Origin of the sequence: Streptomyces sp. NPDC057271 (genome assembly GCF_042668715.1) — a bacterium.
GTDB lineage: Bacteria > Actinomycetota > Actinomycetes > Streptomycetales > Streptomycetaceae > Streptomyces.
This window is the reverse complement of the sequence record NZ_JBHUYJ010000117.1, coordinates 1-23,746: the sequence shown is the minus strand read 5'-3', so window position 1 is coordinate 23,746 and position 23,746 is coordinate 1. Positions and strand designations below refer to the sequence as shown.

The window sequence follows — 23,746 nt, the reverse complement described above, 5'->3', positions numbered from 1 at the left end:
GTTTGGGGTGAAAAACGAGAACTTCCCCCCCCCACGACCGGGTTTCGGCGGCAGGGCCCGTTCGTCACGCTGTCACACCATGCTCAGATCTCGCCGCGCAGTTTGGCGAGCGCCTCCGCGAGGATCGCCTCGCCGTCCGCGTCGCTGCGCCGCTCACGTACGTACGCGAGGTGCGTCTTGTACGGCTCGGTGCGCGGCGGGTCCGGCGGGTTGTCCCGGTCCTGACCGGCCGGGAAGCCGCAGCGCGGGCAGTCCCACGTCTCCGGAACCTGTGCGTCACTGGCGAAGCTCGGCTGCGTCTCGTGCCCGTTCGAGCACCAGAAGGAGATGCGGAGGCGCGGTGCCGACTCGCCCCGCTCGGCCTCCCCCATCGGCCCCGCTCCGACCCGGCTTCCCCGGATCGCGTTGCCACTTGCCACGGTCGTAACTCCCTGCGTGATGGTGCTCGAAGATGCCCCAGTCTACGTAAGGCCCAACGCGCGTCCAGTGATTGGAGTTACACGTCCAACTTCATCAGAAGCGCAAGTACGACAATGCACGCGAACCACAGCAGACCGACCACGACGGTGATGCGGTCCAGGTTGCGCTCGGCAACCGAGGAGCCACCGACGGACGACTGCATGCCACCGCCGAACATGTCGGAGAGGCCGCCGCCCTTCCCCTTGTGCATCAGCACGAGCAGCATCAGCAGCGCGCTGAAGACGATCAGGGCGATCGAGAACCCCATAACCACGGCTGGACCAACTTCCTCGGACTTATACGGACGGGGGCCGGGCATCTCGCGCCCGACCCCCGCAAGGGTACGACGGATCGTCGCTACCGCCTACTCACCGATCAGGTCACTGATCCCGGAAGCGGACGATCTTGACGAACTCGTCGGAGTCCAGCGCCGCGCCGCCCACCAGGGCACCGTCGACGTCGGGCTGCGCCATGATCGCGGCCACGTTTCCGGCCTTGACCGAGCCGCCGTACTGGATGCGGACCTTGTCGGCCAGCTCCTGCGAGTACAGCTCCGCCAGACGCCCGCGGATCGCTCCGCAGACCTCCTGCGCGTCCTCGGGGGTGGCGACCTCGCCGGTGCCGATGGCCCACACCGGCTCGTACGCGATCACGATGGACTCGGCCTGCTCGGCCGGGAGGTCCTTCAGGCCGCCGTCGAGCTGGTCGAGCGTGTACGGGACCTGCTGTCCGGCCTTGCGGACCTCCAGGCCCTCGCCGACGCAGAGGATCGGGGTGATGCCGTGCTTGAACGCGGCCTTCACCTTGGCGTTGCAGATCTCGTCCGTCTCGGCGTGGTACTGCCGGCGCTCGGAGTGGCCCACGGCGACGTAGGCGCACTTCAGCTTGGACAGCATGAGGCCCGAGATCTCGCCGGTGTACGCACCGGAGTCGTGCGCCGAGATGTCCTGGGCGCCGTACTTGATCTTGAGCTTGTCGCCGTCGACCAGGGTCTGGACGGACCGCAGGTCGGTGAAGGGCGGCAGAACCGCGACCTCGACGGCGTCGTGGTCCTTTTCGGTCAGCGCGAAGGCGAGCTTCTGGACGTGGGCGATGGCCTCGAGGTGGTTGAGGTTCATCTTCCAGTTGCCCGCCATCAGCGGGGTGCGGGTGCTGCTCACAGGTGTTCAGTCCTCCAGTGCGGCGAGGCCGGGGAGCGTCTTGCCCTCGAGGTACTCGAGGGAGGCGCCGCCGCCGGTCGAAATGTGGCCGAAGGCATTCTCGTCGAAGCCCAGGGTGCGGACCGCGGCGGCGCTGTCGCCGCCGCCGACGACGGTGAAGCCGGGGCCGTCGAGCAGGGCCTGCGCGACGGCCTTGGTCCCGCCTGCGTAGTCGGGGTGTTCGAAGACGCCCAGGGGGCCGTTCCAGAAGACGGTCTCGGCGTCGGCGAGCTTCGACGCGTACAGCTCACGCGTCTTCGGGCCGATGTCGAGGCCCTCCTTCGTCGACGGGATCTTGTCGGCGTCGACGGTCTCGAAGTCGGCCGGGGCCTTGGTCTTCAGGTCCGGGAACTCCGTGGAGACGAGCACGTCGACCGGGAGGACGAGCTCGACGCCGTTCTCCTCGGCCCGCTTCATGTACTCCTTGACGGTCTCCACCTGGTCCTTCTGGAGCAGGGAGATGCCGACCTCGTGGCCCTTGGCGTAGAGGAAGGTGTACGCCATGCCGCCACCGATGAGGAGACGGTCGGCCTTGCCGAGCAGCTGGTCGATGACGGCCAGCTTGTCGGAGACCTTGGCGCCGCCCAGGACGACCACGTACGGGCGCTTGACGTCGTCGGTCAGCTTCTTCAGGACGCCGACCTCGGTGGCGATGAGGTAGCCGGCGGCGTGCGGCAGCCGGGCCGGGAGGTCGAAGACCGAGGCGTGCTTGCGGTGCACGGCACCGAAGCCGTCGCCGACGTAGACGTCGGCGAGGGCGGCCAGCTGGTCCGCGAACGCGCCACGCTCGGCGTCGTCCTTGGAGGTCTCGCCGGCGTTGAAGCGGAGGTTCTCGACTACGGCCACCTGGCCGTCGGCGAGGCCTGCGACGGTCGACCGGGCGGACTCGCCGACCGTGTCGGTCGCGAACGCCACGTCGGCGCCGAGCAGTTCGCCGAGGCGCGCGGCCGCCGGGGCGAGGGAGAACGCCGGGTCCGGCGCTCCCTTGGGGCGGCCCAGGTGCGAGGCGACGACGACCCGGGCGCCCGCGTCGGCGAGCGCCTTGACCGTGGGCAGGACGGCGCGGATGCGGCCGTCGTCGGTGATGGTGGTGCCGTCCAGCGGCACGTTGAGGTCGGCGCGGACGAATACGCGCTTGCCGGCGACGCCTTCGGCGAGAAGCTCGTCGATGGTCTTCATCTTCTACTGACTCCTTGGTACGCGGTGAAGCACACGAGACAGGGCTCGCACAGCGCATCATCGCGCTGTCCGAGCCCTGTACTCACATCGAGGTGCCGGTTCCGGAGGCTTTAGAGCTGGTTGCCCACGAAGACGGTGAGGTCGACGAGGCGGTTGGAGTAGCCCCACTCGTTGTCGTACCAGCCGAGGATCTTCACCGAGTTGCCCTCCTGGACCATGGTCAGGGAGGAGTCGAAGGTGCAGGAGGCCGGGTCGCTGACGATGTCCGAGGAGACGATCGGGTCCTCGGTGTAGAAGAGGATGCCCTTCAGGTCGCCGTCGTCGGCGGCCTTCTTGAACGCGGCGTTGACCTCGTCCTTGGTGACCTCGCGCTGCAGGGTGACGACCAGGTCGGTGGCCGAGCCGGTCGGGACCGGGACGCGCATGGCGATGCCGTCCAGCTTGCCCTTGAGCTGCGGGAGGACCAGGGCGGTGGCCTTGGCGGCACCCGTCGTGGTCGGGATGATGTTCTCCGCGGCGGCGCGGGCGCGGCGCAGGTCGGAGTGCGGGAAGTCCAGGATGCGCTGGTCGTTGGTGTACGCGTGGACCGTGGTCATCAGGCCCTTGACGATGCCGAAGTTCTCGTCGAGAACCTTGGCCATCGGCGCCACACAGTTGGTGGTGCAGGACGCGTTCGAGATGACGTGGTGGTTCGCCGGCTCGTACTTGTCCTGGTTGACGCCCATGACGATGGTGATGTCCTCGTCCTTGGCCGGAGCCGAGATGAGGACCTTCTTCGCGCCACCGGCGATGTGCTTCTCGGCGTCGGCCTTCTTGGTGAAGATGCCGGTCGACTCGATGACGATGTCGACGCCCAGCTCGCCCCAGGGGATGTCGGCCGGGTTGCGCTCCGAGAGCACCTTGATGGTGTGGCCGTCGACGGTGATGGTGTCGGCGGTGTGGGTGACCTCGGCCTTGAGGCGTCCCAGGATCGTGTCGTACTTCAGCAGGTGAGCAGTGGTCGCGGTGTCACCCAGGTCGTTGACAGCCACGATCTCGATGTCGGCACCCTGCTCAAGGAGCGCCCGGAAGTAGTTGCGACCGATGCGGCCAAAGCCGTTGATGCCTACGCGGATCGTCACGAACCGATCTCCTCGTGAGAGTACGCCGGGTTCGACGCCGGCGAGATTCTTTTTTAGGGATGTCCCCGACCGCTTACGACCCTACCTCCCTCATAGGCTCAGAGTGACATCGCGTGCGGTCGAAATGCCTCGTGAAAGCACCGTGGCCCGTTATTACCGGCGGGTTCGAGCCACGGTGCCCATTTCGTCCCGATCACTGACTGTGATCAAAGGTGCGGGTGCCCGCTCAGCCGTGCAGCATGCCGAGCGCCTTGCGGATGAGCATCCTGCGCTGCACCGCGCTCGTGACGTGCTCCAGGCCGAAACCGAGGAGAACGGTGTCACGTGTGGTGACCGCGGCCTGGGAGTGGAAGAGCCCCGCGGACCGGGTCCACGCGGTGTCGTTCCCGGGGCTGCCGGCCGGCGGACCCGTTACGGACCAGGCGCCGAGGGAGGTCTCGAAGCCCTCGCCCTGGCCCGCCGTGCCGCCCACGACGAGCGCGGTGTCGTCGACGAAGGCGCCCATCTCGCCGGCCCCGGCGTCCGAGACGTACGAGATCGACAGCTCGACCTGCCTGCCCGCGTAGGCGCTCAGGTCGATCGACGCCTGCCGCCAGCCGTTGGAGGGGCCGGTGAAGGCGTGCCAGGAGCCGGTGGTGCCGGTCGTCGCGCAGCCGTCCTCGCCGACGGTCAGGTAGTGGGCGAGGAAGGGGTGGCCCCGGACGTAGTAGCCCTCACCGCAGTCGGCCGGCTCGGCGGCCGAGGTGCCGCCGTTGGCGTCGGGCAGCGTGGTCCAGTCGTCCTGGCCGACGGTGTGGGCCTCGACGACGAGGTTGTCGTAGCCGGGCTCGGTGTCGTGGCTGACCTGGAAGCGCAGGCTCGGCGCGTCCGCCGCGGTGACGGAGGAGAGGTCGACGGTGCGGCTGAGGCGCGTCCAGGTGTCGTCGGCATGCCGGACGGCGGCGAAGGACGTGCCCTCGTACGGCTCGAAGGGGGTGCGGACGCCCGGGTAGTCGCCGGCGGACCGGCTGCTTCCGAACTGCGGGAACTCCCGGGGCCGCAGGATGTCCGAGGTGACGGTGTACGCCCCGGCGTTGTCGAGCGGGTTGTCCGCCGCGCCACCGAGGGTGCCGGTGGCGCGGCCGAATCCGCCGGCTCCGGCGAAGGACTGCGGACCGTTCAGCCCGGCCCGGTGGTAGGCGCCGAGGTAGTACTGGGCGAAGTCGTTGGACGTCGCCCGGCCGATGTCGACGAGCCCTCCGGACTTCTCACCGGCGTTGACGAGCTTGCCGCCCTCGTTGAGGTAGTCCCGTACGGCCATCGTGACGGGGCCCGAGGGCTGCTCGGCGCCGGTGTACCAGACGACCGTACGGAAGTGGCTCAGCACGCCGAGCGGGTCGGGGGCGCCCTGGACGGCGACGTCCCAGACGGCGGCCCCGCGGCCGTTGCCGGCGAGCGCGTCCCGGTACGCGGCGGTGTGCCGGGCGGCGGTGGTGCCGCCCTCCTCGGCGAGGACGAGCACGTCGCCGCGGGGCCGCTCGGCCACGGTGTACGTGAAGGGGGTGGAGGAGGTCGCCCTGCCCTCGCGGGTGCGGGCGGTGAACCAGACCTCGACGGTGTCGCCCGGGGCGGCGTCCTCGACCACGGCCCGGTACTGGTCGAAGTAGAGGTTGTCCTCGCCGCCGTACGTCTCGCCGCCCTCCCAGGCCGTCAGGCGCTCGGAGTGCGTACGGCCGCCGTTGACGCGGTACTTGAGCTCCTTGGACCGCAGCGACCTGCGGGCGGTGACGGCGACCTCCTGGTCGCCGCCGCGGGCGTAGGAGGTGGCGAAGGTGTGCGGGGTGAAGTCGGGCGCGTCGAGGCCGGTGACGGAGACGGGCCGGTCCGGGTGGGCGGCGGTCTCGGCGACGGCGAGCGCGAACGGGACGTTCTTGGCGAACTCCGCCTGGATCAGCTTCTCGTCGTCCGGGAAGGTGAAGACGGAGGCGCAGTCGGCGGGCTCCCAGGCGTCGTTCGGGTCGACGCGGGAGGCGGTGGCGCAGGTCGACATCTCGGGGGTGAACATCTGCATCCCGTTGACGTTCGCCGCGTGTCCGTCGGCCTCGCCGTTGGTGGTGTAGAGCTCGGAGGAGACCTGCGGGCGGTATCCGGGCACGGCGGACTTCGCCGGAGTGCCGGCCAGGGACTTGAGCACCACGTCGTCGGGGGTGTCGGTGGCGACCTGCCAGCCGACGCCGTAGAGCAGCAGTTGAGCGGCGGAGTGGTAGTTGATGCCGTACCGGAAGCCGATGCGCTTCTGGAAGGCGTCGAGCGCCTTCGTCTCGGGCTCGGACATCGGGCCGGTGCCGCGGTAGGTCTCGTCGGCCGGGTCGGGGGACGAACCCTCGTTGTCGTAGCCCCACTTGTAGGCGAAGTTACGGTTGAGGTCGACGCCGTCGCCGGACCGGACGCGGCCGTCGCCGTCGTTGTCGCGCAGGTTCTTGCGCCACTGTCGGTGGGCGGGGTCCGCGTGGGTGAAGTCGTAGCCGTCCGGGTTGGCGGAGAGCACGAACCAGAGTTCGGTGGAGTCGACGATCTTCGTGATCCGCCGGTCCGTGCCGTACCCGTCGAGGTAGTGGTGGAGCAGCCGCCGCGTCATCTCGGGGGTGATCCACTCACGGGCGTGCTGGTTGGACATGTAGAGGGTCGCGGGCTTCGAGCCGTCCCTGGCCTTCTTGGCGCCCTTGGTGACCTTGACGGCGAGGATGTCCTGGCCCTTGACCGTCCGGCCGATGGAGACGACCTTCGTGAGGCCCGGATGGGCCTGTGCGGTGGCCAGGATCTCCTGCTTGAGGCCGCCCGCGCCGCCGTACGGGCGGAAGACGCCGTCGCCGGCACCCGCGACCCGCTTCTCGGCCTCGGCGGAGAGGGTGTGCCCGGCGAGTTCGACGCCCTTGCCGCGCAGCTCCCCGGCCTGTGCGTCGGTGAGGTACAGCTCCAGCGTGGCGGAGCCCTTCTCGGGCACCCGCTCCGTCAGCTCATGGCCGTCGGCGCCCGCTTCGAGCAGCAGCGGCACCTGGTCTTCGGTGACCTTCGCGCGCCATACGGAGACGGCTTCGCCGTCGGCGCCGCCGCTCGTGCTCCGGGGTTCCGCTCCGGCGACGGGTGTCGCCGCCAGTCCCGCGATCAGCAGTGAAGCCGCGGCGAGGATCGCTCCCGCTCCGCGTCTCATAAGCCCCCCTTGCTGTTGTCTGCCACGAAAGCGAACAGACGCCAGGCTGATCACCGTTCATGATCATGTCAAGGGCGCCATGCGGGCCGAACGGGTGCTGCCGGTGCCTCAGAAAGGCACCGGCAGCGGCGAGTCGAGCGGCGGGGCAGGTCAGCCGACGAGGCTGTCGTCCAGCTCCTCCGTCAGGCTGGACTCCGTTCCCGGGATGCCCAGATCCTGCGCCCGCTTGTCGGCCATGGCCAGCAGGCGGCGGATCCGGCCCGCGACCGCGTCCTTGGTCAGCGGCGGCTCGGCGAGCGCGCCCAGCTCCTCCAGGGAGGCCTGCTTGTGCTCCATGCGCAGCCGGCCCGCGGCGGCGAGATGCTCCGGCACCTCCTCGCCGAGGATCTCCAGGGCGCGCTGCACACGGGCACCGGCGGCGACCGCGGCGCGCGCCGAGCGGCGCAGGTTGGCGTCGTCGAAGTTGGCCAGCCGGTTCGCCGTCGCCCGGACCTCGCGGCGCATCCGCCGCTCCTCCCAGGCCAGCACCGACTCATGTGCGCCGAGCCGGGTCAGCAGCGCACCGATGGCGTCCCCGTCCCGGACGACCACCCGGTCCACCCCCCGTACCTCACGGGCCTTCGCGGCGATGCTCAGCCGGCGCGCGGCGCCCACCAGGGCGAGCGCGGCCTCCGGGCCGGGGCAGGTCACCTCCAGGGAGGAGGAGCGCCCGGGCTCGGTGAGCGAGCCGTGCGCCAGGAACGCGCCGCGCCAGGCCGCCTCGGCGTCGCAGGTGGCACCCGAGACGACCTGCGGGGGCAGGCCGCGGATCGGGCGTCCCCGGCCGTCGACCAGACCGGTCTGCCGGGCCAGCTGGTCGCCGCCCGCCACCACGCGCACGACGAAGCGGGAGCCGCGCCGCAGACCTCCCGGGGCCATCACGATCAGCTCGGAGCTGTGCCCGAAGATCTCCAGAATGTCCCGCTTGAGCCGACGCGCCGCCATCGCGGTGTCCAGCTCCGCCTCGATCACGATCCGCCCGCTCACCAGGTGCAGACCGCCGGCGAACCGCAGGATCGACGAGACCTCTGCCTTCCTGCAGCAGGTCCGGGTGACGGGGAGCCGGGAGATCTCGTCCTTCACCGCTGCCGTCATCGCCATGGGCCGATCCTTCCATGCATCCGAAAAATACGGTCGTACGCGGCGGCCAACAGCTCCGGATCGTGCCTCGGCTGACCTCCCCCATAGCCTTCGGCATGGGAGGGGCCGCCGGCACACGCCACCGGCGCCAGCTCGACCGCGGCGCCGAGCCGCTTGGCGGCGTCGGCGAGAGAGTCGCGGTCGGGCACGGCGGCCTCGTCGGCCAGCACCACGTCCAGGGCGAGTTTAGGGGCGTGTCGTCCCAAAACCTCCAAATGACGCTGCGGAGAGAACCCCTCGGTTTCTCCCGGCTGCGGTGCGAGGTTGAGGGAGAGGACCTTGCGGGCCTTGGTCTCGGTGAGCGCGTCGAGCAGTTCGGGCACGAGGAGATGCGGGATCACCGAGGAGAACCAGGAGCCGGGCCCTAGCACCACCCAGTCCGCGTCCCGGACCGCGGCGACGGCCTCGGGCACCGCCGGCGGATCGTTCGGTACGAGGTGCACCGACTGCACCTCACCGGGCGTGAGCGCCACCGTGGCCTGGCCACGGACGGTGTCCACGTCGTTCGGGTGCTCCGGGTCGTGCCCCTTGACCAGGGCCTGGAGCTCCAGCGGCACGGCCGACATCGGCAGCACCCGGCCGTGGGCGCCGAGCAGCTTGCCGACCAGGTCCAGAGCGAGGACATGGTCACCCAGCTGCTCCCAGAGCGCGACGATCAGCAGATTGCCGACCGCGTGCTCGTGCAGGTCCCCCTTGGACTGGAAGCGGTGCTGGATGACGCGGGCCCAGGTCTGTCCCCAGTCGTCGTCCCCGCACAGCGCGGCGAGCGCCTTGCGCAGATCGCCCGGCGGCAGCACCCCCAGCTCCTCCCGGAGCCGGCCGCTGGAGCCCCCGTCGTCGGCGACGGTGACGACGGCGGTCAGATCGCCCGTGATCCGGCGCAGTGCGGCAAGGGAGGCCGACAGGCCCATGCCTCCGCCGAGCGCGACGACCTTGGGCTGGGCGCCGCGCCTACGGAGCGTACGTACCGAAAGGGTGGACGTACGCCGACGGTACGGCTTCACTCGCGCCCCATGTCCCGGTGGACGACGACGGTCTCGACCCCTTCCGCTGCGAGGCGGGCGGCGAGCTTCTCGGACGTGGCGACGGAGCGGTGCTTGCCGCCCGTGCAGCCGACGGCGATGGTCACGTACCGCTTGCCCTCGCGGCGGTAGCCCGCGGCGATCAGCTGGAGCAGCTCGGTGTAGCGGTCGAGGAACTCCTTGGCCCCGGGCTGGTTGAAGACATAGGCCGAGACCTCCTCGTTGAGCCCGGTGAAGGGCCGCAGCTCGGGGACCCAGTGCGGGTTGGGCAGGAAGCGCATGTCGACGACGAGGTCGGCGTCGACGGGCAGCCCGTACTTGAATCCGAAGGACATGACGGTGGCCCGCAGCTCCGGCTCCTCCTCGCCGGCGAACTGGGCGTCCATCTTGGCGCGCAGCTCGTGGACGTTGAGGCTGGAGGTGTCGATCACCAGGTCGGCGTCGCCGCGCAGCTCGCGCAGCAGGTCGCGCTCGGCGGCGATGCCGTCGGTGATGCGGCCGTCGCCCTGGAGCGGGTGCGGCCTGCGGACCGACTCGAACCGCCGGACCAGGGCCTCGTCGGAGGACTCCAGGAAGACGATCCGCCGCGTGACCTGCTGGGCGTCGAGCGCGGCGAGGGACTCCCGCAGGGCGTCGAAGAACTGCCGGCCGCGGACGTCGACGACGACGGCGATCCGGGCGACGTTGCCCTGGGAACGGGCGCCGAGCTCCACCATGGTGGGGATCAGCGCGGGCGGCAGGTTGTCGACGACGAACCAGCCGAGGTCCTCCAGGCACTTCGCCGCGGTGGACCGGCCGGCGCCGGACATGCCGGAGATGATCACCAGCTCGGGGATGGCCGCCGTGTCGGCGGTCTCACCGGCCTCCTTCGTGCCCGTACTCACGTGTCCTGCTCCGTCTTCTCGCTGCTCTTCTTGCGCTTCTTGCTCTGTCTGGCGGTTGTGCTCGGTCATGCGGTGGTGCCCCCGTCGTCTTCCATGATCTCTCCTGTTGCCGTATTCACGGCGGGTGCGGCCGGGGCCGCCTGGGCGAGAGCCACGGCGACGGCCTCGGCCGTCTTCCTGCCCATGCCGGGCACCTCGCAGATCTGCTCGATTGTCGCCTGCCTGAGCCGCTTCACCGAGCCGAAATGCTTGATCAACGCCTGTTTGCGGGTATCGCCGAGGCCGGGGACGGCGTCCAGGGGGCTGGCCCTGATGCGCTTGTTCCGCTTCGAGCGCTGGTAGCGGATGGCGAAGTCGTGAGCCGTGTCACGTACCCGCTGAAGGAGGTAGAGGCCCTCGCTGGAACGCGGCAGGACGACCGGATCGTCGTCGCCGGGCAGCCACACCTCCTCCAGCCGCTTGGCGAGGCCGCAGACGGCGATGTCGTCGATGCCCAGCTCGTCCAGGGCCCGCCGGGCGGCGGCGACCTGGGGCTGCCCGCCGTCGACCACGACGAGCTGCGGCGGGTACGCGAAACGCCTGGGGCGTCCGTCGTCGACGGGCACCTCACCGGAGGCGAGCGGACCCTCGCGGTGCGGGCCTTCGCCGTGCGGGCCGTCACGGTGCGGGCCGGCTCCGTGCGGGCCTTCGCCGTGCGGGCCGGCTCCGTGCGCGGCGGACCCCTTCACGAATGCGCCGGGCACCGGCACGCCGACGCCGTCCGTCCCGTCGCCGTGGGTGTCCATCGCGTCACCGTCCGCGTCGACGGCCACGCCCTCGGGCCCCCACTCCCCCGTCTTCTCCTTCTCGACGAGATAGCGCTTGAAGCGGCGGCTGATCACCTCGTGCATCGAGCGGACGTCGTCCTGCCCCTCGAAGCCCTTGATCTGGAAGCGGCGGTACTCGCTCTTGCGGGGCAGCCCGTCCTCGAAGACGACCATGGACGCCACGACGTCCTGTCCCTGGAGGTGCGAGATGTCGAAGCACTCGATCCGCAGCGGCGCCGAGTCCAGGTCCAGGGCCTCGGCGATCTCCTCCAGGGCCCGGGAGCGGGTGGTCAGGTCGCTGGCACGTTTGGTCTTGTGCAGCACCAGCGCCTGCTGCGCGTTGCGCGCGACCGTCTCCATGAGGTCCTTCTTGTCACCGCGCTGCGGGACGCGGAGGGAGACCTGCGAGCCACGGCGGCCGCTCAGCCACTGGGTGACGGCGTCGGCGTCCTCGGGCACGGCCGGGACGAGCACCTCCCGGGGGACCGCGTCGCCGCTCTCCTCCCCGTACAGCTGCTGGAGCGCGTGCTCGACGAGGCCGGCCGTGGAGACGGCCTCGACCTTGTCGGTGACCCAGCCGCGCTGGCCGCGCACCCGTCCGCCCCGGACGTGGAAGATCTGGACGGCGGCCTCCAGCTCGTCCTCGGCGAGCGCGATCAGGTCGGCGTCGGTGGCATCGGCCAGCACGACGGCGTTCTTCTCCATGGCGCGCCGCAGCGCCCCTATGTCGTCGCGGAGCCTGGCCGCCTTCTCGTACTCCATCTCCTCGGCCGCCTCCATCATCTGCTGTTCGAGGCGGCGGATGTACGTGCCGGTGCGGCCGGCCATGAAGTCGCAGAACTCCTCAGCCAGTTCGCGGTGCTCGTCGGGCTCGACCCGGCCCACACAGGGGGCGGAGCACTTGCCGATGTAGCCGAGGAGGCAGGGGCGCCCGGCGGAGGCGGCGTTACGGAACACCCCGGCGGAGCAGGTCCGCACGGGGAAGACGCGGAGCATCAGGTCGACGGTCTCGCGGATGGCCCAGGCGTGGGCGTACGGACCGAAGTAGCGGACGCCCTTCTTCTTGTGGCCGCGCATGACCTGGACGCGCGGAAACTCCTCGTTCAGGGTCACCGCGAGGTAGGGATAGCTCTTGTCGTCCCGGTACTTGACGTTGAACCGGGGGTCGTACTCCTTGATCCAGGAGTACTCCAGCTGGAGCGCCTCGACCTCGGTCGAGACCACGGTCCACTCGACCGAGGCGGCCGTGGTGACCATGGTGGCCGTGCGCGGGTGCAGGCTCGCGAGCGGCTGGAAGTAGTTCGCCAGCCGCTGGCGCAGGGACTTCGCCTTCCCGACGTAGATCACCCGGCGGTGCTCGTCGCGGAATCTGTAGACCCCCGGCGAGTCGGGGATCTGCCCCGGCTTGGGGCGGTAGCTGGAGGGGTCGGCCATGCTCCCCACCCTACTGGCGGGGGCCGACACTCAGGCCGCGTGCGCTCGTTGGCCGGACATGACGACGGAGACGACGGAACAGTCGACGCGGCGGCCGGCGGGACGGCTCGCGGGCCGGGTGTGCGTGATCACGGGGGCGGCCAGCGGAATCGGGCGGGCGACGGCGCTGCGGTTCGCACGCGAGGGCGCGCGGGTGGTGGCCACGGACGTGAACGCGGAGCGCCTGGCGACGCTGAGTGACGATCTTGGCCTGGTCACGGTGGCCGGGGACGTGGCGAGGGAGGAGGACGCCCGTCGGATGATCACGGCGGCGGTGGAGCGGTTCGGGCGGATCGACGTCCTGGTGGCGAACGCCGGGGTGATCCCGCTCTCGGACGTCACGGAGGCCACCGGGGACGACTGGGACCGCGTCATGGCCGTGGACGGCAAGGGCATGTTCCTGACCTGCAAGTACGCGATCGAGGTCATGGCCGGGCAGGAGAGCGGCGGGGCGATCGTCTGCACCTCGTCGATCTCCGGGGTGGCGGGCCAGGCCCGCCAGGCGGTCTACGGCCCGGCGAAGTTCGTGGCCTCGGGGCTGACGAAGCACCTGGCGGTCGAGTGGGCGGGGCGCGGGATCCGCGTCAACGCGGTGGCGCCGGGCACGATCGAGACGGAGCGGGTCGCGGCGGCCCGCACGGAACCGGGTGGCCCGGAGTACCTGTCGGAGATCGTCGAGCTCCACCCCATGCATCGCTTCGGCACCCCGGAGGAGGTGGCGTCGGCCATCCTCTTCCTGGCCTCGGACGAGGCGTCCTTCATCACGGGCGTGGTCCTCCCGGTGGACGGCGGCTACCTGGCCCGCTGAGGAGACCCCTCGTGGTGGGCAGCCGCCCCACCGGGGCGGGGCGGGGGCACGACCGGACCACCGGGCGCCCCACAGGCAGTGGGCAATCGTCCCCACCGGGGCGGAACGGTGGCACGACCGGACCACCCGGCGCCCCCGATAGCGGGCAGCCGTCCCACCCGGGCGGAACGGGCGGGCACGACCGGGCCACCGGGGCGAGCGGTCCGCGCCGCGTGCGGCGGTGCCCGCGCGGACCCGGTGGATCCGGTCGCCCCCGTGTCAGGCCCGGTGTCGGCGCCTGATCCGCGCGCCGTACAGCGCAAGGGCCAGCACCGCGCCCGCGCCCGCCGTCACCCCGGCGGCCGTGACCAGGGGCTCCTGGTGAGCCGGGCGTTCGGAGCCGTAACCGCCGGCCGCGCCCTTCCGGGCGTACACGGACTCCGGCAGCTTGTCCCCGTACGCCTTCACGACCCGTTCCCGGTACGCGCCGAGGCTCGTCCCGTTCCGGCCGACCGCCCGTACCGCGTCCTCGTCCAGCGGCAGCACCTTCGCGCCCCTCTGGACGTACCAGGCGTCGATCTGCGGCTCGCGGAAGACGATCCCGCCGGGCAGGGCCCGCGCGCCCTCCACCGCGTACCGCATCTCGTCGTCGCCGGTGGCGATGTTCACCACCTGCCACGCCCCGTCCGCGCCTCGCGCGGTCCACAGCGAGGCGGTCTGGCCGTCCGAGGCGACCGCCTTGCTCGCGTGGAACTCGACGCGGGCGACGGGCGCGCCCGCCTTCCCTGCCACGAAGTCCGGGGACAGGACGCGCACCGGGACGGACGCGCCCTCGATCCGGGGCCGCGCCGCCGCCCGTGCGACGGCTCCGTCGCGGGCGAAGAACCGGGAGAGCGTGTCCAGGGTCGCGGGGGCGGACGCCGCCTTCTCCGGCGTGGGTGCCGGAGGAGGCGTACCGGCCGCGGCGGCCGGTACGGCACCGAGGGCGACGAGGGCGGCGGCGGACAGGAGCCCGGCGCCGGTCGCGCGTGCGTGCACCTTCATCGTCGTCACGCCCCTATCCGGTAGAGCGAGTGGGTCCAGGAGAACGACCCGTTGTCCACGTACCAGGCGTGCGAGGCCCAGTTGTAGCGGTCGCTGGAGGGCCAGGGGTCGCCCCAGTAGACCCAGCTGTTCGCGTCGTCGTACCCGTAGATCACATGCATGTGGCCGCCGCCGCTCGCCCACTGGATCCGCGTCTCGATCGGCCGGTCGGCGTTGATCTCGGTCTGCACGGTCGAGTAGCGCAGCCAGCCCGTCACGTACGAGCCGGGGTTGACGCCCGCCCAGCGCAGACCGGTCTGCACGTTGCCGAGCGTGGCCTGGTTGTTGGGGCAGTCGTAACCCTGCCGGCGGTTGAAGGCGGCGTTGCAGAACTGGTTCTGGCTGTAGTTCCGGCCGAACCACGTGGCGATGGTGTTGCCGCCGGCGGCCCAGCACCAGTTGCTCTTCTGCTGTGCCTGCATGGTGATGTTCAGCCGCTTGTACGCGAGGGTCGCCTGGGTGGAGACGTCCTCGCTCGTCGGCGCGGCGGTCGCCGACGACATGGGAAGCAGGAAGAGGGCGGCAGCGGCGAGCGCCGCCAAGGACAGCTTTCTACTGCGCATCGCGTTCCTCCCGATACGGGGGGTGTGGGGATGTGTGGGGGTGTGGGGGGTGGAGGAGCGCGTCCGGACGCTGCCCTGGAGCATCGGACGTTGTCCGGAACGGGTCAACACGCTTCAATGCGGGATGACGGCGGGCTGTGAACGGTGTGACCCGGTTGTGAACACGCGCCCTACCGTCACCTGCGGGCGCGTCCCCGGCGGCACGGCGGCCCGCCCCCTTCGTCGTGAACGTTCACTGAGGAGACCCGTGGGGCACACCGAGGCCGATCTGGCGCAGTTGCTGCACACCGGGCCGTTCCATCTGGCGCTGCGCACGGCCTTCGCGGTGCGCGGGCTTCCGCTCCAGCGGGTGCAGCACCATCTCGCCCATCGGGGGGTCAAGGTCGGTGTGACCAGCCTCAGCTACTGGCAACAGGGTGCCCGACGCCCGCAGCGGCCGGAGTCGATGAAGGCCGTCCGCGCTCTGGAGGAGGTGCTGCAGCTGCCGGGGAACTCGCTGATCCGGCTGCTGGCCGAGGACGCGGCGGCGCGCGGTGACGTGGAGCGGCCGGCCGGCCGCTCGTACCGTTCGCTGGTGGAGGCGTCGGGGGCGGTGGAGGAGCTGCTCGCCGGCCTGGAGTCGCCGGTCGACGGCGGGCTGCACACGGTCGGCCACCACGAGCGGGTGCGGATCGGTGCGGGGCGGGAGCTGGTGGGGCGGGACTCGCAGCACGTGGTGCGGGCGCACCGGGACGGTATCGACCGTTATCTGGCCATCCACCACGGCGATCCGGGCTGCGACCCCTCACGTGTGGTCGTGCGGGCGACGGAGAACTGCCGGACGGGACGGGTGAGGTGGCACGCGGAGACGGGTGTGCTCGTCGCGGAGCTGCTGTTCGACGCGCGGCTGCGTGCCGGGGAGACGTACCTCTTCGGGTACGGCTTCGAGGACGGCACCGGCGGTCCGAGCGGGGAGTACGTCCGGGGGTTCAGCTTCGCCGGCGGGCAGTACGTGCTGCAGGTGCGGTTCGACGAGGCGGCGCTGCCGGTACGGTGCCGTCGCTTCGCCCAGGCGTCGGCGGGCGCGACGCGCGGTGGCCGCTCGGATCTGACGCTGAGCGGGCGGCACCGCACGGTGCACCTGGTGGAGCAGGGCGTACGGCCCGGGCTGCTGGGGATCGACTGGGACTGGGCGTAGGCACGGTCACCCTACGCCTCCAGGCCCCTCAGACCTCCCGGACCCCTACGCCTCCGGGCCCGCGACGAGCTTTCCGCCCTCGACGCGGACCGGGACCTCGGGGAGCGGGACCGTCGCCGGGCCCTGGAGGGCCTTGCCGGTGGTCACGTCGAAACGGCTGCCGTGGCAGGGGCAGTTGCCCTCGTTGTTCTCGATCTTGTCGAGCACGCAGCCCGCGTGGGTGCACTGGGCGCTGAACGCCTTGTACTGGCCCTTGGCCGGGCAGCTCACCAGGACGCGCTGTTCGCGGTAGAGCTTGGCGCCGCCGACGGGCACCTCCTCGGGGGCGCCGAGGGTCACCGGGACGGTCGGCGTCGGGACCTGGGCGTGTCCGAGCTTGGAATCCGTGGAGCAGGCGGCGACACCCAGCCCGGCGGCACCGGCGAGCGCGGCGCCCTTCAGTACGGTGCGGCGGCTGGACTGGCCGGACATGAGCGCTCCACGGATGCGATCGGGACACGAGGTGACCGAACCGACGATACCGGCGCCTCCGCACAGGCCTGCGAGGGGGCTGTCGTGGCCGGTGGGGCATGGGTTACGTTCACGGCGTGATCGTCGTCGCCGGTGAGTCCCTGATCGATCTGGTCCCCGACGGTGCCGCCGCCGGGCCGCTGTCCGCGCTGGTACCCGTCAGGGGCGGGGGGCCGTACAACACGGCCGTGGCCCTCGGCCGGCTGGCCGCCGGGGTCGCGTTCTGCTCACGAGTCTCGACGGACGCGTTCGGCGAGGCGCTGATGGACGGGCTGCGGGAGGCGGGAGTGGAGACCGGGCTCGTCCAGCGGGGCCCGGAGCCGACGACGCTGGCGGTCGCCTCGGTGGGCGCGGACGGCTCGGCACAGTACGGCTTCTACGTCGAAGGCACGGCCGACCGGCTCTTCGCGCTGCCTGAGCGGCTGCCGGAGGGGGTGCGGGCGGTGGCGTTCGGCACGTGTTCTCTGGCTCTCGAACCGGGTGCGAGCGCGTACGAGGCGCTGTTGCGGCGGGAGGCGGAGCGCGGCGCGCTGACGCTCCTCGACCCCAATATCCGCCCTGGTCTGATCCCGGACGCGGCCGCCTATCGTGAGCGCTTCGTGTCCTGGCTGCCGTCCGTCTCGCTGCTGAAGCTCTCGGAGGAGGACGCGGCCTGGCTGGGCTCCACGCCGGAGCACTGGCTGGAGCGGGGGCCTTCGGCGGTCGTCCTGACCCGCGGTGCGGCGGGCTTGGCGGTCCACACCCGGTCGTACGAGGTGTCGGTCCCGGCCGTGCGCGTCGAGATCGCGGACACAATCGGTGCGGGCGACACGGTGAACGCGGCGCTGCTGCACGGCCTGGGCGACCGCCCGGTGCACTCCCTGGACGCCGAGGCGTGGTCCGCGCTCCTGACGTACGCGGCGAAGGCGGCCGCCCTCACCTGCACCCGCCCGGGCGCGGAGCCCCCGTACGCGCACGAGCTGGGAACGTAGCCCGTCAGATCCGGTGCGCGGATCCGGGGGGGGCGGCTCTGGGAGGGCTGCTCTGGGAGGGCGCAGATCCGGGGCAGCTGATCCGGGCCGCGGATCCGGTGGGCGGCCCCGGGAGGCCGCGGATCCGGGCCGCGAATCCGGGGGCGCGGATCCGGAGGCGCGGCCCCCGGTTTCGGGCGGGGCGGGGGTGCCCGTCGCGGGAATCCCCCACCCCGGCCCCGTCACGCCTTGCGCGCCCGCGTCGCCGTCTTCTTGGCCGCGGCCTTCTTCGCAGGCGCGGCCACCTTCTTCGCCGCCGTCTTCTTCGCGGGGGCCTTCTTCGCGGGGCCGGACGCCTTCCGCGCCGCCGGCACCGTCGCGTCGCTGACCCGGTCGGCGCCCAGGATCTCGCGCAGGAACTTGCCGGTGTGGCTCGCCGGAACCGAGGCGACCTCCTCGGGCGTGCCCTCGGCGATCACCAGACCACCGCCGCTGCCGCCCTCCGGGCCCATGTCGATGACCCAGTCCGCGGTCTTGATGACATCGAGGTTGTGCTCGATCACGATCACCGAGTTCCCCTTGTCGACCAGACCCGACAGAACCTTGATCAGCTTCGAGATGTCCTCGAAGTGCAGACCCGTCGTCGGCTCGTCCAGGACGTAGACCGTTCGTCCCGTCGACCGCTTCTGGAGCTCGGAGGCGAGCTTCACGCGCTGCGCCTCACCGCCCGAGAGCGTCGGCGCGGACTGGCCCAGCCGGACGTACCCGAGGCCGACCTCGTTGAGCGTGCGCAGGTGGCGCGCGATCGTCGGGACCGCCTCGAAGAAGTCCAGGGCCTCCTCGATGGGCATGTCCAGGACCTCGGCGATGGACTTGCCCTTGTAGTGGACCTCCAGGGTCTCCCGGTTGTACCGGGCGCCGTGGCAGACCTCGCACGGGACGTACACGTCCGGCAGGAAGTTCATCTCGATCTTGATCGTGCCGTCGCCGGAGCAGTTCTCGCAGCGGCCGCCCTTGACGTTGAAGGAGAACCGGCCCGGCAGGTAGCCGCGGACCTTCGCCTCCATCGTCTCGGCGAACAGCCTGCGGACGTGGTCGAAGACCCCGGTGTACGTCGCCGGGTTCGACCGCGGGGTGCGGCCGATCGGCGACTGGTCGACGTGCACGACCTTGTCGACGAGGTCGTCGCCGTCCACGCGCGTGTGCCGCCCGGGCACCGACTTGGCGCCGTTGAGTTCGCGCGCCAGGTGGGTGTAGAGGATGTCGTTGACCAGCGTCGACTTGCCGGAGCCGGAGACTCCGGTGACGGCCGTGAGAACACCCAGCGGGAACGAGACGTCGATGTCCCGCAGGTTGTTCTCACGGGCGCCGTGCACCGTGAGCCGGCGCGAGGGGTCCACGGGGCGGCGGATGTCCGGCATCCCGATCGCCCTGCGGCCCGAGAGGTACTGCCCGGTCACCGACTCCTTGTTGGCGAGCAGTTCCTTCAAGAGGCCGGAGTGGACGACCTTGCCGCCGTGCTCGCCGGCGCCGGGGCCGATGTCGACGACCCAGTCGGCGACGTTGATGGTGTCCTCGTCGTGCTCGACGACGATGAGCGTGTTACCCATGTCCCGCAGCCGGACCAGGGTCTCGATGAGCCGGTGGTTGTCGCGCTGGTGGAGACCGATGGAGGGCTCGTCCAGGACGTAGAGCACGCCGACGAGACCGGAGCCGATCTGGGTGGCGAGCCGGATGCGCTGGGCCTCGCCGCCGGAGAGCGTCCCGGCCGCGCGGTTCAGGGAGAGATAGTCGAGGCCGACGTCGACGAGGAACCGCAGGCGCTCGTTGACCTCCTTCAGGACCCGCTCGGCGATCTTCTTGTCGCGGGCGTTGAGCTTCAGCCGGCCGAGGAAGTCGGCGCACTCGCTGATCGACATCGCGGAGACCTCGGCGATGGACTTCTCCATGACCGTGACGGCGAGGACGATCGGCTTCAGGCGGCTGCCCTCACAGGTGGGGCAGGGCACCTCGCGCATGTAGCCCTCGAAGCGCTCGCGGCTGGAGTCGCTCTCGGCCTCGCTGTGCCGCCGCTTCACGAAGGAGACGGCGCCCTCGAAGGCCGGGGTGGTGTACGCCCGCTCCCGTCCGTACCGGTTGCGGTAGCGGACCTCGACCTGGGTCTTGTGGCCGTGCATCAGGGCCTTCTTGGCCCGTGCCGGGAGTGCGGCGTACGGCAGGTCCGTACGGAAGCCGAGGGCCTGGGAGAGGCCGCCGATGAGCCGGCCGAAGTACTCCTTGGTGTGGCCGTGGGACCAGGGGTGGATGGCGCCCTCGTCGAGCGAGCGGTCCTCGTCCGGGACGATCAGCTCGGGGTCGACCTCCATGCGCGTGCCGATACCGGTGCAGTCCGGGCAGGCGCCGAAGGGCGAGTTGAAGGAGAAGGAGCGGGGCTCCAGCTCCTCGAAGGACAGGTCGTCGTACGGGCAGTAGAGGTGCTCCGAGTACATCCGCTCGCGCTCGGGGTCGTCCTCGGCGAGGTCGACGAAGTCGAGCACGACCATGCCGCCGGAGAGCCCGAGGGCCGTCTCCACGGAGTCCGTGAGCCGGCGCTTGGCACCGTCCTTCACGGTGAGGCGGTCGACGACCACCTCGATCGTGTGCTTCTCCTGCTTCTTCAGGGTCGGCGGCTCGCTGAGCTGGACGGTCTGCCCGTCCACCCGCGCCCGGCTGTACCCCTTGGTCTGGAGGTCGGCGAAGAGGTCGACGAACTCGCCCTTGCGCTCGCGCACGAGCGGGGAGAGGACCTGGAAGCGGCTGCCCTCGGGCAGCTCCAGGACCTTGTCGACGATGGCCTGGGGCGACTGGCGCGAGATCGGGCGGCTGCACTCAGGACAGTGCGGCTTGCCGATGCGGGCGAAGAGGAGGCGGAGGTAGTCGTAGACCTCCGTGATGGTGCCGACCGTCGAGCGCGGGTTGCGCGAGGTCGACTTCTGGTCGATGGAGACGGCGGGCGAGAGTCCCTCGATGAAGTCGACGTCCGGCTTGTCCATCTGGCCGAGGAACTGCCGGGCGTACGAGGAGAGCGACTCGACGTACCGACGCTGTCCCTCGGCGAAGATCGTGTCGAACGCGAGGGAGGACTTGCCCGACCCGGACAGCCCGGTGAAGACGATGAGGGAGTCGCGGGGGAGATCGAGCGAGACGTTCTTGAGGTTGTGCTCGCGAGCGCCACGAACGATGAGACGGTCGGCCACGCCGGTCCGCACCTTTCTTGAGAGAGCGGAGGCACAGAGTGCGGGTCGCAGATATGCCTTGATGTGCCTGAGTACCCAACAACCAAGGATGCCGGATGCTTCCATCGAGCCTATAGCACGCACATTCGATTTCCGGCCTCGCTCCGACCGCTTCACCCGAACGAGTGGCGGCGCTAGGGTCGGCCTCATGATCGACCATGTGCGTGACCTGGACTCTGTACGTGAAGCGACCGAGCGGCTCCTGAGCGCAGCCGCCAACCTGGACAACGCGGCCGTCGCCGAGCCGTCACGGCTTCCCGGCTGGACCCGCGGCCATGTCCTGGCCCACATCGCCCGCAACGCCGACGCCCTCGTGAACGTTCTCCAGGGACGGCCGATGTACGCCGACGCCGCCACCCGCGACGCGGACATCGAGCGCGATGCCCCGCGCCCGCTGGACGCACAGCTCGCCGACGTCCGGGAGACCGGCGAGCGCTTCCAGGCCGTGGGCGCGGAGCCCGCCGACTGGCAGCGGACCGTGGAACTCCGCAACGGCGTCACGGACCGTGCGGGCCGCGTGCCCTTCCGCCGCTGGGTGGAGGTCGCGCTGCACCACGTCGACCTGGGGATCGGCTACGAGCTGGAGGACCTGCCGGAGGAGTTCGTCCTGCGGGAGATCGACTTCCTCGCGGAGCGGTTCGCCGGCCACAAGGACGTCCCCTCGACCGGCCTCCGGTCCGAGGGCGGCCGGACGTGGACGACCGGCGGCGGGGCCGAGGGCGGCCCGGTGGCCGTCTCGGGGCCCGCCCCCGAGCTGCTCGGCTGGCTCGCGGGCCGTCGCGACGGCTCCGCCCTCAAGGTCGAGGGCGGGACGCTTCCGCAGCTCCCGCCCTTGTAGTCCCGGCCGTTGGAGCCCCGTCCGTGGGCGCCCGGCGATAGGCTGAGCCCATGACGTACAGCGGAGCGGTGAAGGTCGGCGGGCCCGCCGATGTGCACGAACTGACGGACCTGATGATCTCCAAGGTCGCGGTCGGTCCGATGGACAACAACGCGTACCTGCTGCGTTGCCGGGCGACCGGCGAGCAGCTGCTGATCGACGCGGCCAACGAGGCCGACACGCTCCTCACGCTGATCGGTGACGACGGGATCGCGTCCGTCGTCACCACCCACCAGCACGGAGACCACTGGCAGGCGCTCGCCGAGGTGGTCGCGGCGACGGGGGCGCGGACGTACGCGGGGGCCTACGACGCCGAGGGCATCCCGGTCCCGACGGACGTCCGGGTCGAGGACGGCGACACGATCAAGGTCGGCCGGGTGGAGCTGACCGCCCGCCGGCTGGTCGGACACACGCCCGGCTCGATCGCGCTGGTCTACGACGACCCGCACGGCCACCCGCACGTCTTCACCGGCGACTGCCTGTTCCCGGGCGGCGTGGGGAACACCTGGAAGGACCCGAAGGCCTTCGCGAGCCTGATCCAGGACGTGGAGACCAAGCTCTTCGCGGTGCTGCCGGACGAGAGCTGGGTCTACCCGGGCCACGGCAAGGACACCACGCTCGGTGACGAGCGCCCGCGCCTGCCGGAGTGGCGCGCGCGCGGCTGGTGACACCTCGGGACGGCCGTGACGGGCGGGCGCGCGGCCGACGCCACCGCCCGGACCCCGCCGACCTCGGGAGGCGCGCGGCCCGCGGCCGTGTGCTCCCGCACGCCCCCGTGACTCCGGTGGGCGCCGGGTAGTTGGCGCGACATGCACCACGGTCACTCTCCGCGTCCACCGTCACGCCCGGATAGCCCGTCAGCGCCGGATTCCCCGTCACCACCGGAACCCCCGGCTCCCCGGGGCGCCTCGGATTCCGTCGGCTCTCCGGCCCCTCCGGACTCCTCGGCTCCACCGGGCTCGCCGGGTTCCGAGCCCTCGGACGTCCGCGCCTCCACAGGGCCGGAGCCGGAGCCGTCGGTCCGCCCCGGCGCCCCCTCCATGGGGCGGCTCGCCGTCGCGTCGCTCGTGGGGACGGCCATCGAGTTCTTCGACTTCTTCGTCTACGGGACCGCCGCCGCGCTCGTTCTCGGGCCGCTCTTCTTCCCGACCTTCTCCCCCGTCGCCGGGACCCTGGCCGCCTTCGGTACCTTCGCCGTCGGTTTCGTGGCCCGGCCGCTCGGCTCCGTGCTCTTCGGGCATGTCGGCGACCGGTACGGGCGGCGCCCGGTCATGTTCGCCTCGCTGGTGCTGACCGGCTGTGCCACGGTCGCGGTCGGTCTGGTCCCGACGTACGCGACGATCGGGATCACGGCCCCCGTCCTGCTGCTCGTTCTGCGTTTCCTGCAGGGGCTCGGCCTGGGCGGCGAGTGGGGCGGGGCGGTCCTGCTCACCGCCGAGCACGCCCCGGAGCGGCGGCGGGCGCTGTGGGCCAGCTTCCCGCAGGTCGGCCCGGCGGTCGGCTTCCTGCTGGCGAACGGGGTGATGCTGGCGCTGTCCGCCACGCTGACCGACGCCCAGTTCCGGGAGTGGGGCTGGCGCGTGCCGTTCTGGGCGGCCGGGCTGCTCGCGGTGGGCGGGCTGCTGCTGCGCTCCTCGCTCGCCGAGACACCGCAGTTCCAGGAGCTCAGCGCTAGCGGGCGGCGGGCGAGCGCCCCTCTCGCCGAGGTCGCGCGCGACCACTGGCGGCTCGTCCTGCTCACCGCCGGCGCGCTCGCCGTCGGGTACGCGGTGTTCTACACGGTCTCCACCTGGGCCCTGGCCTACGGCACGGAGCGCCTCGGGGTCGACCGTACGACCATGCTGATCTGCATCATGGCGGCGGTGGCGGTCAAGGGAGCCACGACACCGCTGGCGGCGATGCTGAGCGACCGGTACGGCCGTCGTCCGCTCTGCCTCGTCGGCTGCGCGGCCTCCGCCGCCTGGATGTTCCCCATGGTCGCCCTGCTGCACACGGGGCGTCCGGTGCTGATG

Annotated in this window: 20 protein-coding genes; 6 read left to right on the top strand and 14 right to left on the bottom strand. The window is 71.2% G+C overall.

Annotated features, from left to right (window positions below):
• Positions 1 to 83 precede the first annotated feature (83 nt).
• The 10 genes from ACFUJR_RS33815 to uvrC all read right to left on the bottom strand — a co-directional run bounded on the left by ACFUJR_RS33815 (position 84) and on the right by uvrC (position 12,473).
• A complete protein-coding gene (locus ACFUJR_RS33815; protein WP_003976875.1) occupies positions 84 to 419 on the bottom strand; it encodes an RNA polymerase-binding protein RbpA in 336 nt (111 codons plus the stop codon).
• A 77-nt stretch (positions 420 to 496) separates the two neighbouring features.
• Positions 497 to 727 carry a preprotein translocase subunit SecG gene (gene secG, locus ACFUJR_RS33810; protein ID WP_137990086.1) on the bottom strand — a complete coding sequence of 77 codons (231 nt, stop codon included), beginning with the start codon at positions 725 to 727 and terminating at the stop codon, positions 497 to 499.
• A gap of 112 nt (positions 728 to 839) precedes the next feature.
• Positions 840 to 1,595 (bottom strand): triose-phosphate isomerase, encoded by a 756-nt coding sequence (tpiA, locus tag ACFUJR_RS33805; protein WP_383163964.1) that lies wholly within the window; start codon positions 1,593 to 1,595, stop codon positions 840 to 842.
• A gap of 30 nt (positions 1,596 to 1,625) precedes the next feature.
• Entirely contained in the window at positions 1,626 to 2,837 is a 1,212-nt protein-coding gene (locus tag ACFUJR_RS33800) for a phosphoglycerate kinase (RefSeq protein ID WP_383163909.1), read from the bottom strand.
• Between the two features lie 110 nt (positions 2,838 to 2,947).
• On the bottom strand, positions 2,948 to 3,958 hold the full coding sequence (gene gap, locus ACFUJR_RS33795; protein ID WP_352186288.1) for a type I glyceraldehyde-3-phosphate dehydrogenase: 1,011 nt from the start codon (positions 3,956 to 3,958) through the stop codon (positions 2,948 to 2,950).
• 226 nt (positions 3,959 to 4,184) lie between these two features.
• On the bottom strand, positions 4,185 to 7,148 hold the full coding sequence (locus ACFUJR_RS33790) for a M14 family zinc carboxypeptidase (protein ID WP_383163914.1): 2,964 nt from the start codon (positions 7,146 to 7,148) through the stop codon (positions 4,185 to 4,187).
• Positions 7,149 to 7,298: 150 nt separating this feature from the next.
• The gene (whiA, locus tag ACFUJR_RS33785; protein ID WP_352186290.1) at positions 7,299 to 8,288 is read right to left on the bottom strand and encodes a DNA-binding protein WhiA; all 990 of its coding nucleotides are present in this window, start codon (positions 8,286 to 8,288) and stop codon (positions 7,299 to 7,301) included.
• Entirely contained in the window at positions 8,279 to 9,331 is a 1,053-nt protein-coding gene (yvcK, locus tag ACFUJR_RS33780; protein ID WP_383163918.1) for a uridine diphosphate-N-acetylglucosamine-binding protein YvcK, read from the bottom strand. The genes whiA and yvcK overlap by 10 nt, the downstream gene beginning before the upstream one ends.
• A complete protein-coding gene (rapZ, locus tag ACFUJR_RS33775; RefSeq protein WP_383163921.1) occupies positions 9,328 to 10,302 on the bottom strand; it encodes an RNase adapter RapZ in 975 nt (324 codons plus the stop codon). Before rapZ ends, yvcK begins: the two co-directional genes overlap by 4 nt.
• Positions 10,299 to 12,473, bottom strand: a complete 2,175-nt coding sequence (gene uvrC, locus ACFUJR_RS33770; protein ID WP_383163924.1) for an excinuclease ABC subunit UvrC — start codon at positions 12,471 to 12,473, stop codon at positions 10,299 to 10,301. Before uvrC ends, rapZ begins: the two co-directional genes overlap by 4 nt.
• A gap of 58 nt (positions 12,474 to 12,531) precedes the next feature.
• On the opposite strand from uvrC, the gene ACFUJR_RS33765 reads away from it, so the two are divergent.
• A complete protein-coding gene (locus ACFUJR_RS33765) occupies positions 12,532 to 13,320 on the top strand; it encodes an SDR family NAD(P)-dependent oxidoreductase (RefSeq protein WP_383163927.1) in 789 nt (262 codons plus the stop codon).
• 258 nt (positions 13,321 to 13,578) lie between these two features.
• Here the strand turns inward: ACFUJR_RS33765 and ACFUJR_RS33760 are convergent, their stop codons facing one another.
• Both ACFUJR_RS33760 and ACFUJR_RS33755 read right to left on the bottom strand, forming a co-directional pair.
• Positions 13,579 to 14,343, bottom strand: a complete 765-nt coding sequence (locus tag ACFUJR_RS33760; RefSeq protein ID WP_383163967.1) for a hypothetical protein — start codon at positions 14,341 to 14,343, stop codon at positions 13,579 to 13,581.
• 5 nt (positions 14,344 to 14,348) lie between these two features.
• Complete coding sequence (locus ACFUJR_RS33755; protein WP_383163930.1) at positions 14,349 to 14,945, bottom strand: papain-like cysteine protease family protein; 597 nt, start codon at positions 14,943 to 14,945, stop codon at positions 14,349 to 14,351.
• A 247-nt stretch (positions 14,946 to 15,192) separates the two neighbouring features.
• Here ACFUJR_RS33755 and ACFUJR_RS33750 point away from each other — a divergent pair, with 247 nt between their 5' ends.
• Positions 15,193 to 16,122, top strand: a complete 930-nt coding sequence (locus ACFUJR_RS33750; RefSeq protein ID WP_383163933.1) for a hypothetical protein — start codon at positions 15,193 to 15,195, stop codon at positions 16,120 to 16,122.
• A 45-nt stretch (positions 16,123 to 16,167) separates the two neighbouring features.
• Here the strand turns inward: ACFUJR_RS33750 and ACFUJR_RS33745 are convergent, their stop codons facing one another.
• Positions 16,168 to 16,593 carry a Rieske (2Fe-2S) protein gene (locus ACFUJR_RS33745; protein WP_383163936.1) on the bottom strand — a complete coding sequence of 142 codons (426 nt, stop codon included), beginning with the start codon at positions 16,591 to 16,593 and terminating at the stop codon, positions 16,168 to 16,170.
• A gap of 116 nt (positions 16,594 to 16,709) precedes the next feature.
• Between ACFUJR_RS33745 and ACFUJR_RS33740 the strand changes: the two genes are divergently transcribed.
• Positions 16,710 to 17,603: a carbohydrate kinase gene (locus ACFUJR_RS33740; protein WP_383163970.1), complete on the top strand. Its 894-nt coding sequence runs from the start codon at positions 16,710 to 16,712 to the stop codon at positions 17,601 to 17,603.
• Positions 17,604 to 17,824: 221 nt separating this feature from the next.
• On the opposite strand, the gene uvrA is transcribed toward ACFUJR_RS33740, so the two are convergent.
• A complete protein-coding gene (gene uvrA / locus ACFUJR_RS33735; protein WP_383163939.1) occupies positions 17,825 to 20,818 on the bottom strand; it encodes an excinuclease ABC subunit UvrA in 2,994 nt (997 codons plus the stop codon).
• A gap of 187 nt (positions 20,819 to 21,005) precedes the next feature.
• Here uvrA and ACFUJR_RS33730 point away from each other — a divergent pair, with 187 nt between their 5' ends.
• From ACFUJR_RS33730 to ACFUJR_RS33720, 3 genes are all read left to right on the top strand, one after another.
• A complete protein-coding gene (locus tag ACFUJR_RS33730; protein ID WP_383163942.1) occupies positions 21,006 to 21,695 on the top strand; it encodes a maleylpyruvate isomerase family mycothiol-dependent enzyme in 690 nt (229 codons plus the stop codon).
• Between the two features lie 50 nt (positions 21,696 to 21,745).
• Positions 21,746 to 22,402, top strand: a complete 657-nt coding sequence (locus tag ACFUJR_RS33725) for an MBL fold metallo-hydrolase (RefSeq protein ID WP_383163945.1) — start codon at positions 21,746 to 21,748, stop codon at positions 22,400 to 22,402.
• 372 nt (positions 22,403 to 22,774) lie between these two features.
• On the top strand, positions 22,775 to 23,746 hold a 972-nt coding region (locus ACFUJR_RS33720), incomplete at its 3' end, for an MFS transporter (protein WP_383451053.1).

What these genes read in the sequence shown, in the direction of transcription:
- ACFUJR_RS33765 (WP_383163927.1), top strand. Translation starts at nt 12,532, where the DNA reads ATGACGACGGAGACGACGGAACAGTCGACGCGGCGGCCGGCGGGACGG.
- uvrC (WP_383163924.1), bottom strand. Translation starts at nt 12,473, where the DNA reads ATGGCCGACCCCTCCAGCTACCGCCCCAAGCCGGGGCAGATCCCCGAC.
- ACFUJR_RS33760 (WP_383163967.1), bottom strand. Translation starts at nt 14,343, where the DNA reads ATGAAGGTGCACGCACGCGCGACCGGCGCCGGGCTCCTGTCCGCCGCC.
- ACFUJR_RS33745 (WP_383163936.1), bottom strand. Translation starts at nt 16,593, where the DNA reads ATGTCCGGCCAGTCCAGCCGCCGCACCGTACTGAAGGGCGCCGCGCTC.
- rapZ (WP_383163921.1), bottom strand. Translation starts at nt 10,302, where the DNA reads ATGACCGAGCACAACCGCCAGACAGAGCAAGAAGCGCAAGAAGAGCAG.
- ACFUJR_RS33790 (WP_383163914.1), bottom strand. Translation starts at nt 7,148, where the DNA reads ATGAGACGCGGAGCGGGAGCGATCCTCGCCGCGGCTTCACTGCTGATC.
- ACFUJR_RS33725 (WP_383163945.1), top strand. Translation starts at nt 21,746, where the DNA reads ATGACGTACAGCGGAGCGGTGAAGGTCGGCGGGCCCGCCGATGTGCAC.
- ACFUJR_RS33800 (WP_383163909.1), bottom strand. Translation starts at nt 2,837, where the DNA reads ATGAAGACCATCGACGAGCTTCTCGCCGAAGGCGTCGCCGGCAAGCGC.
- ACFUJR_RS33730 (WP_383163942.1), top strand. Translation starts at nt 21,006, where the DNA reads ATGATCGACCATGTGCGTGACCTGGACTCTGTACGTGAAGCGACCGAG.
- secG (WP_137990086.1), bottom strand. Translation starts at nt 727, where the DNA reads ATGGGGTTCTCGATCGCCCTGATCGTCTTCAGCGCGCTGCTGATGCTG.
- tpiA (WP_383163964.1), bottom strand. Translation starts at nt 1,595, where the DNA reads ATGGCGGGCAACTGGAAGATGAACCTCAACCACCTCGAGGCCATCGCC.
- ACFUJR_RS33755 (WP_383163930.1), bottom strand. Translation starts at nt 14,945, where the DNA reads ATGCGCAGTAGAAAGCTGTCCTTGGCGGCGCTCGCCGCTGCCGCCCTC.
- whiA (WP_352186290.1), bottom strand. Translation starts at nt 8,288, where the DNA reads ATGGCGATGACGGCAGCGGTGAAGGACGAGATCTCCCGGCTCCCCGTC.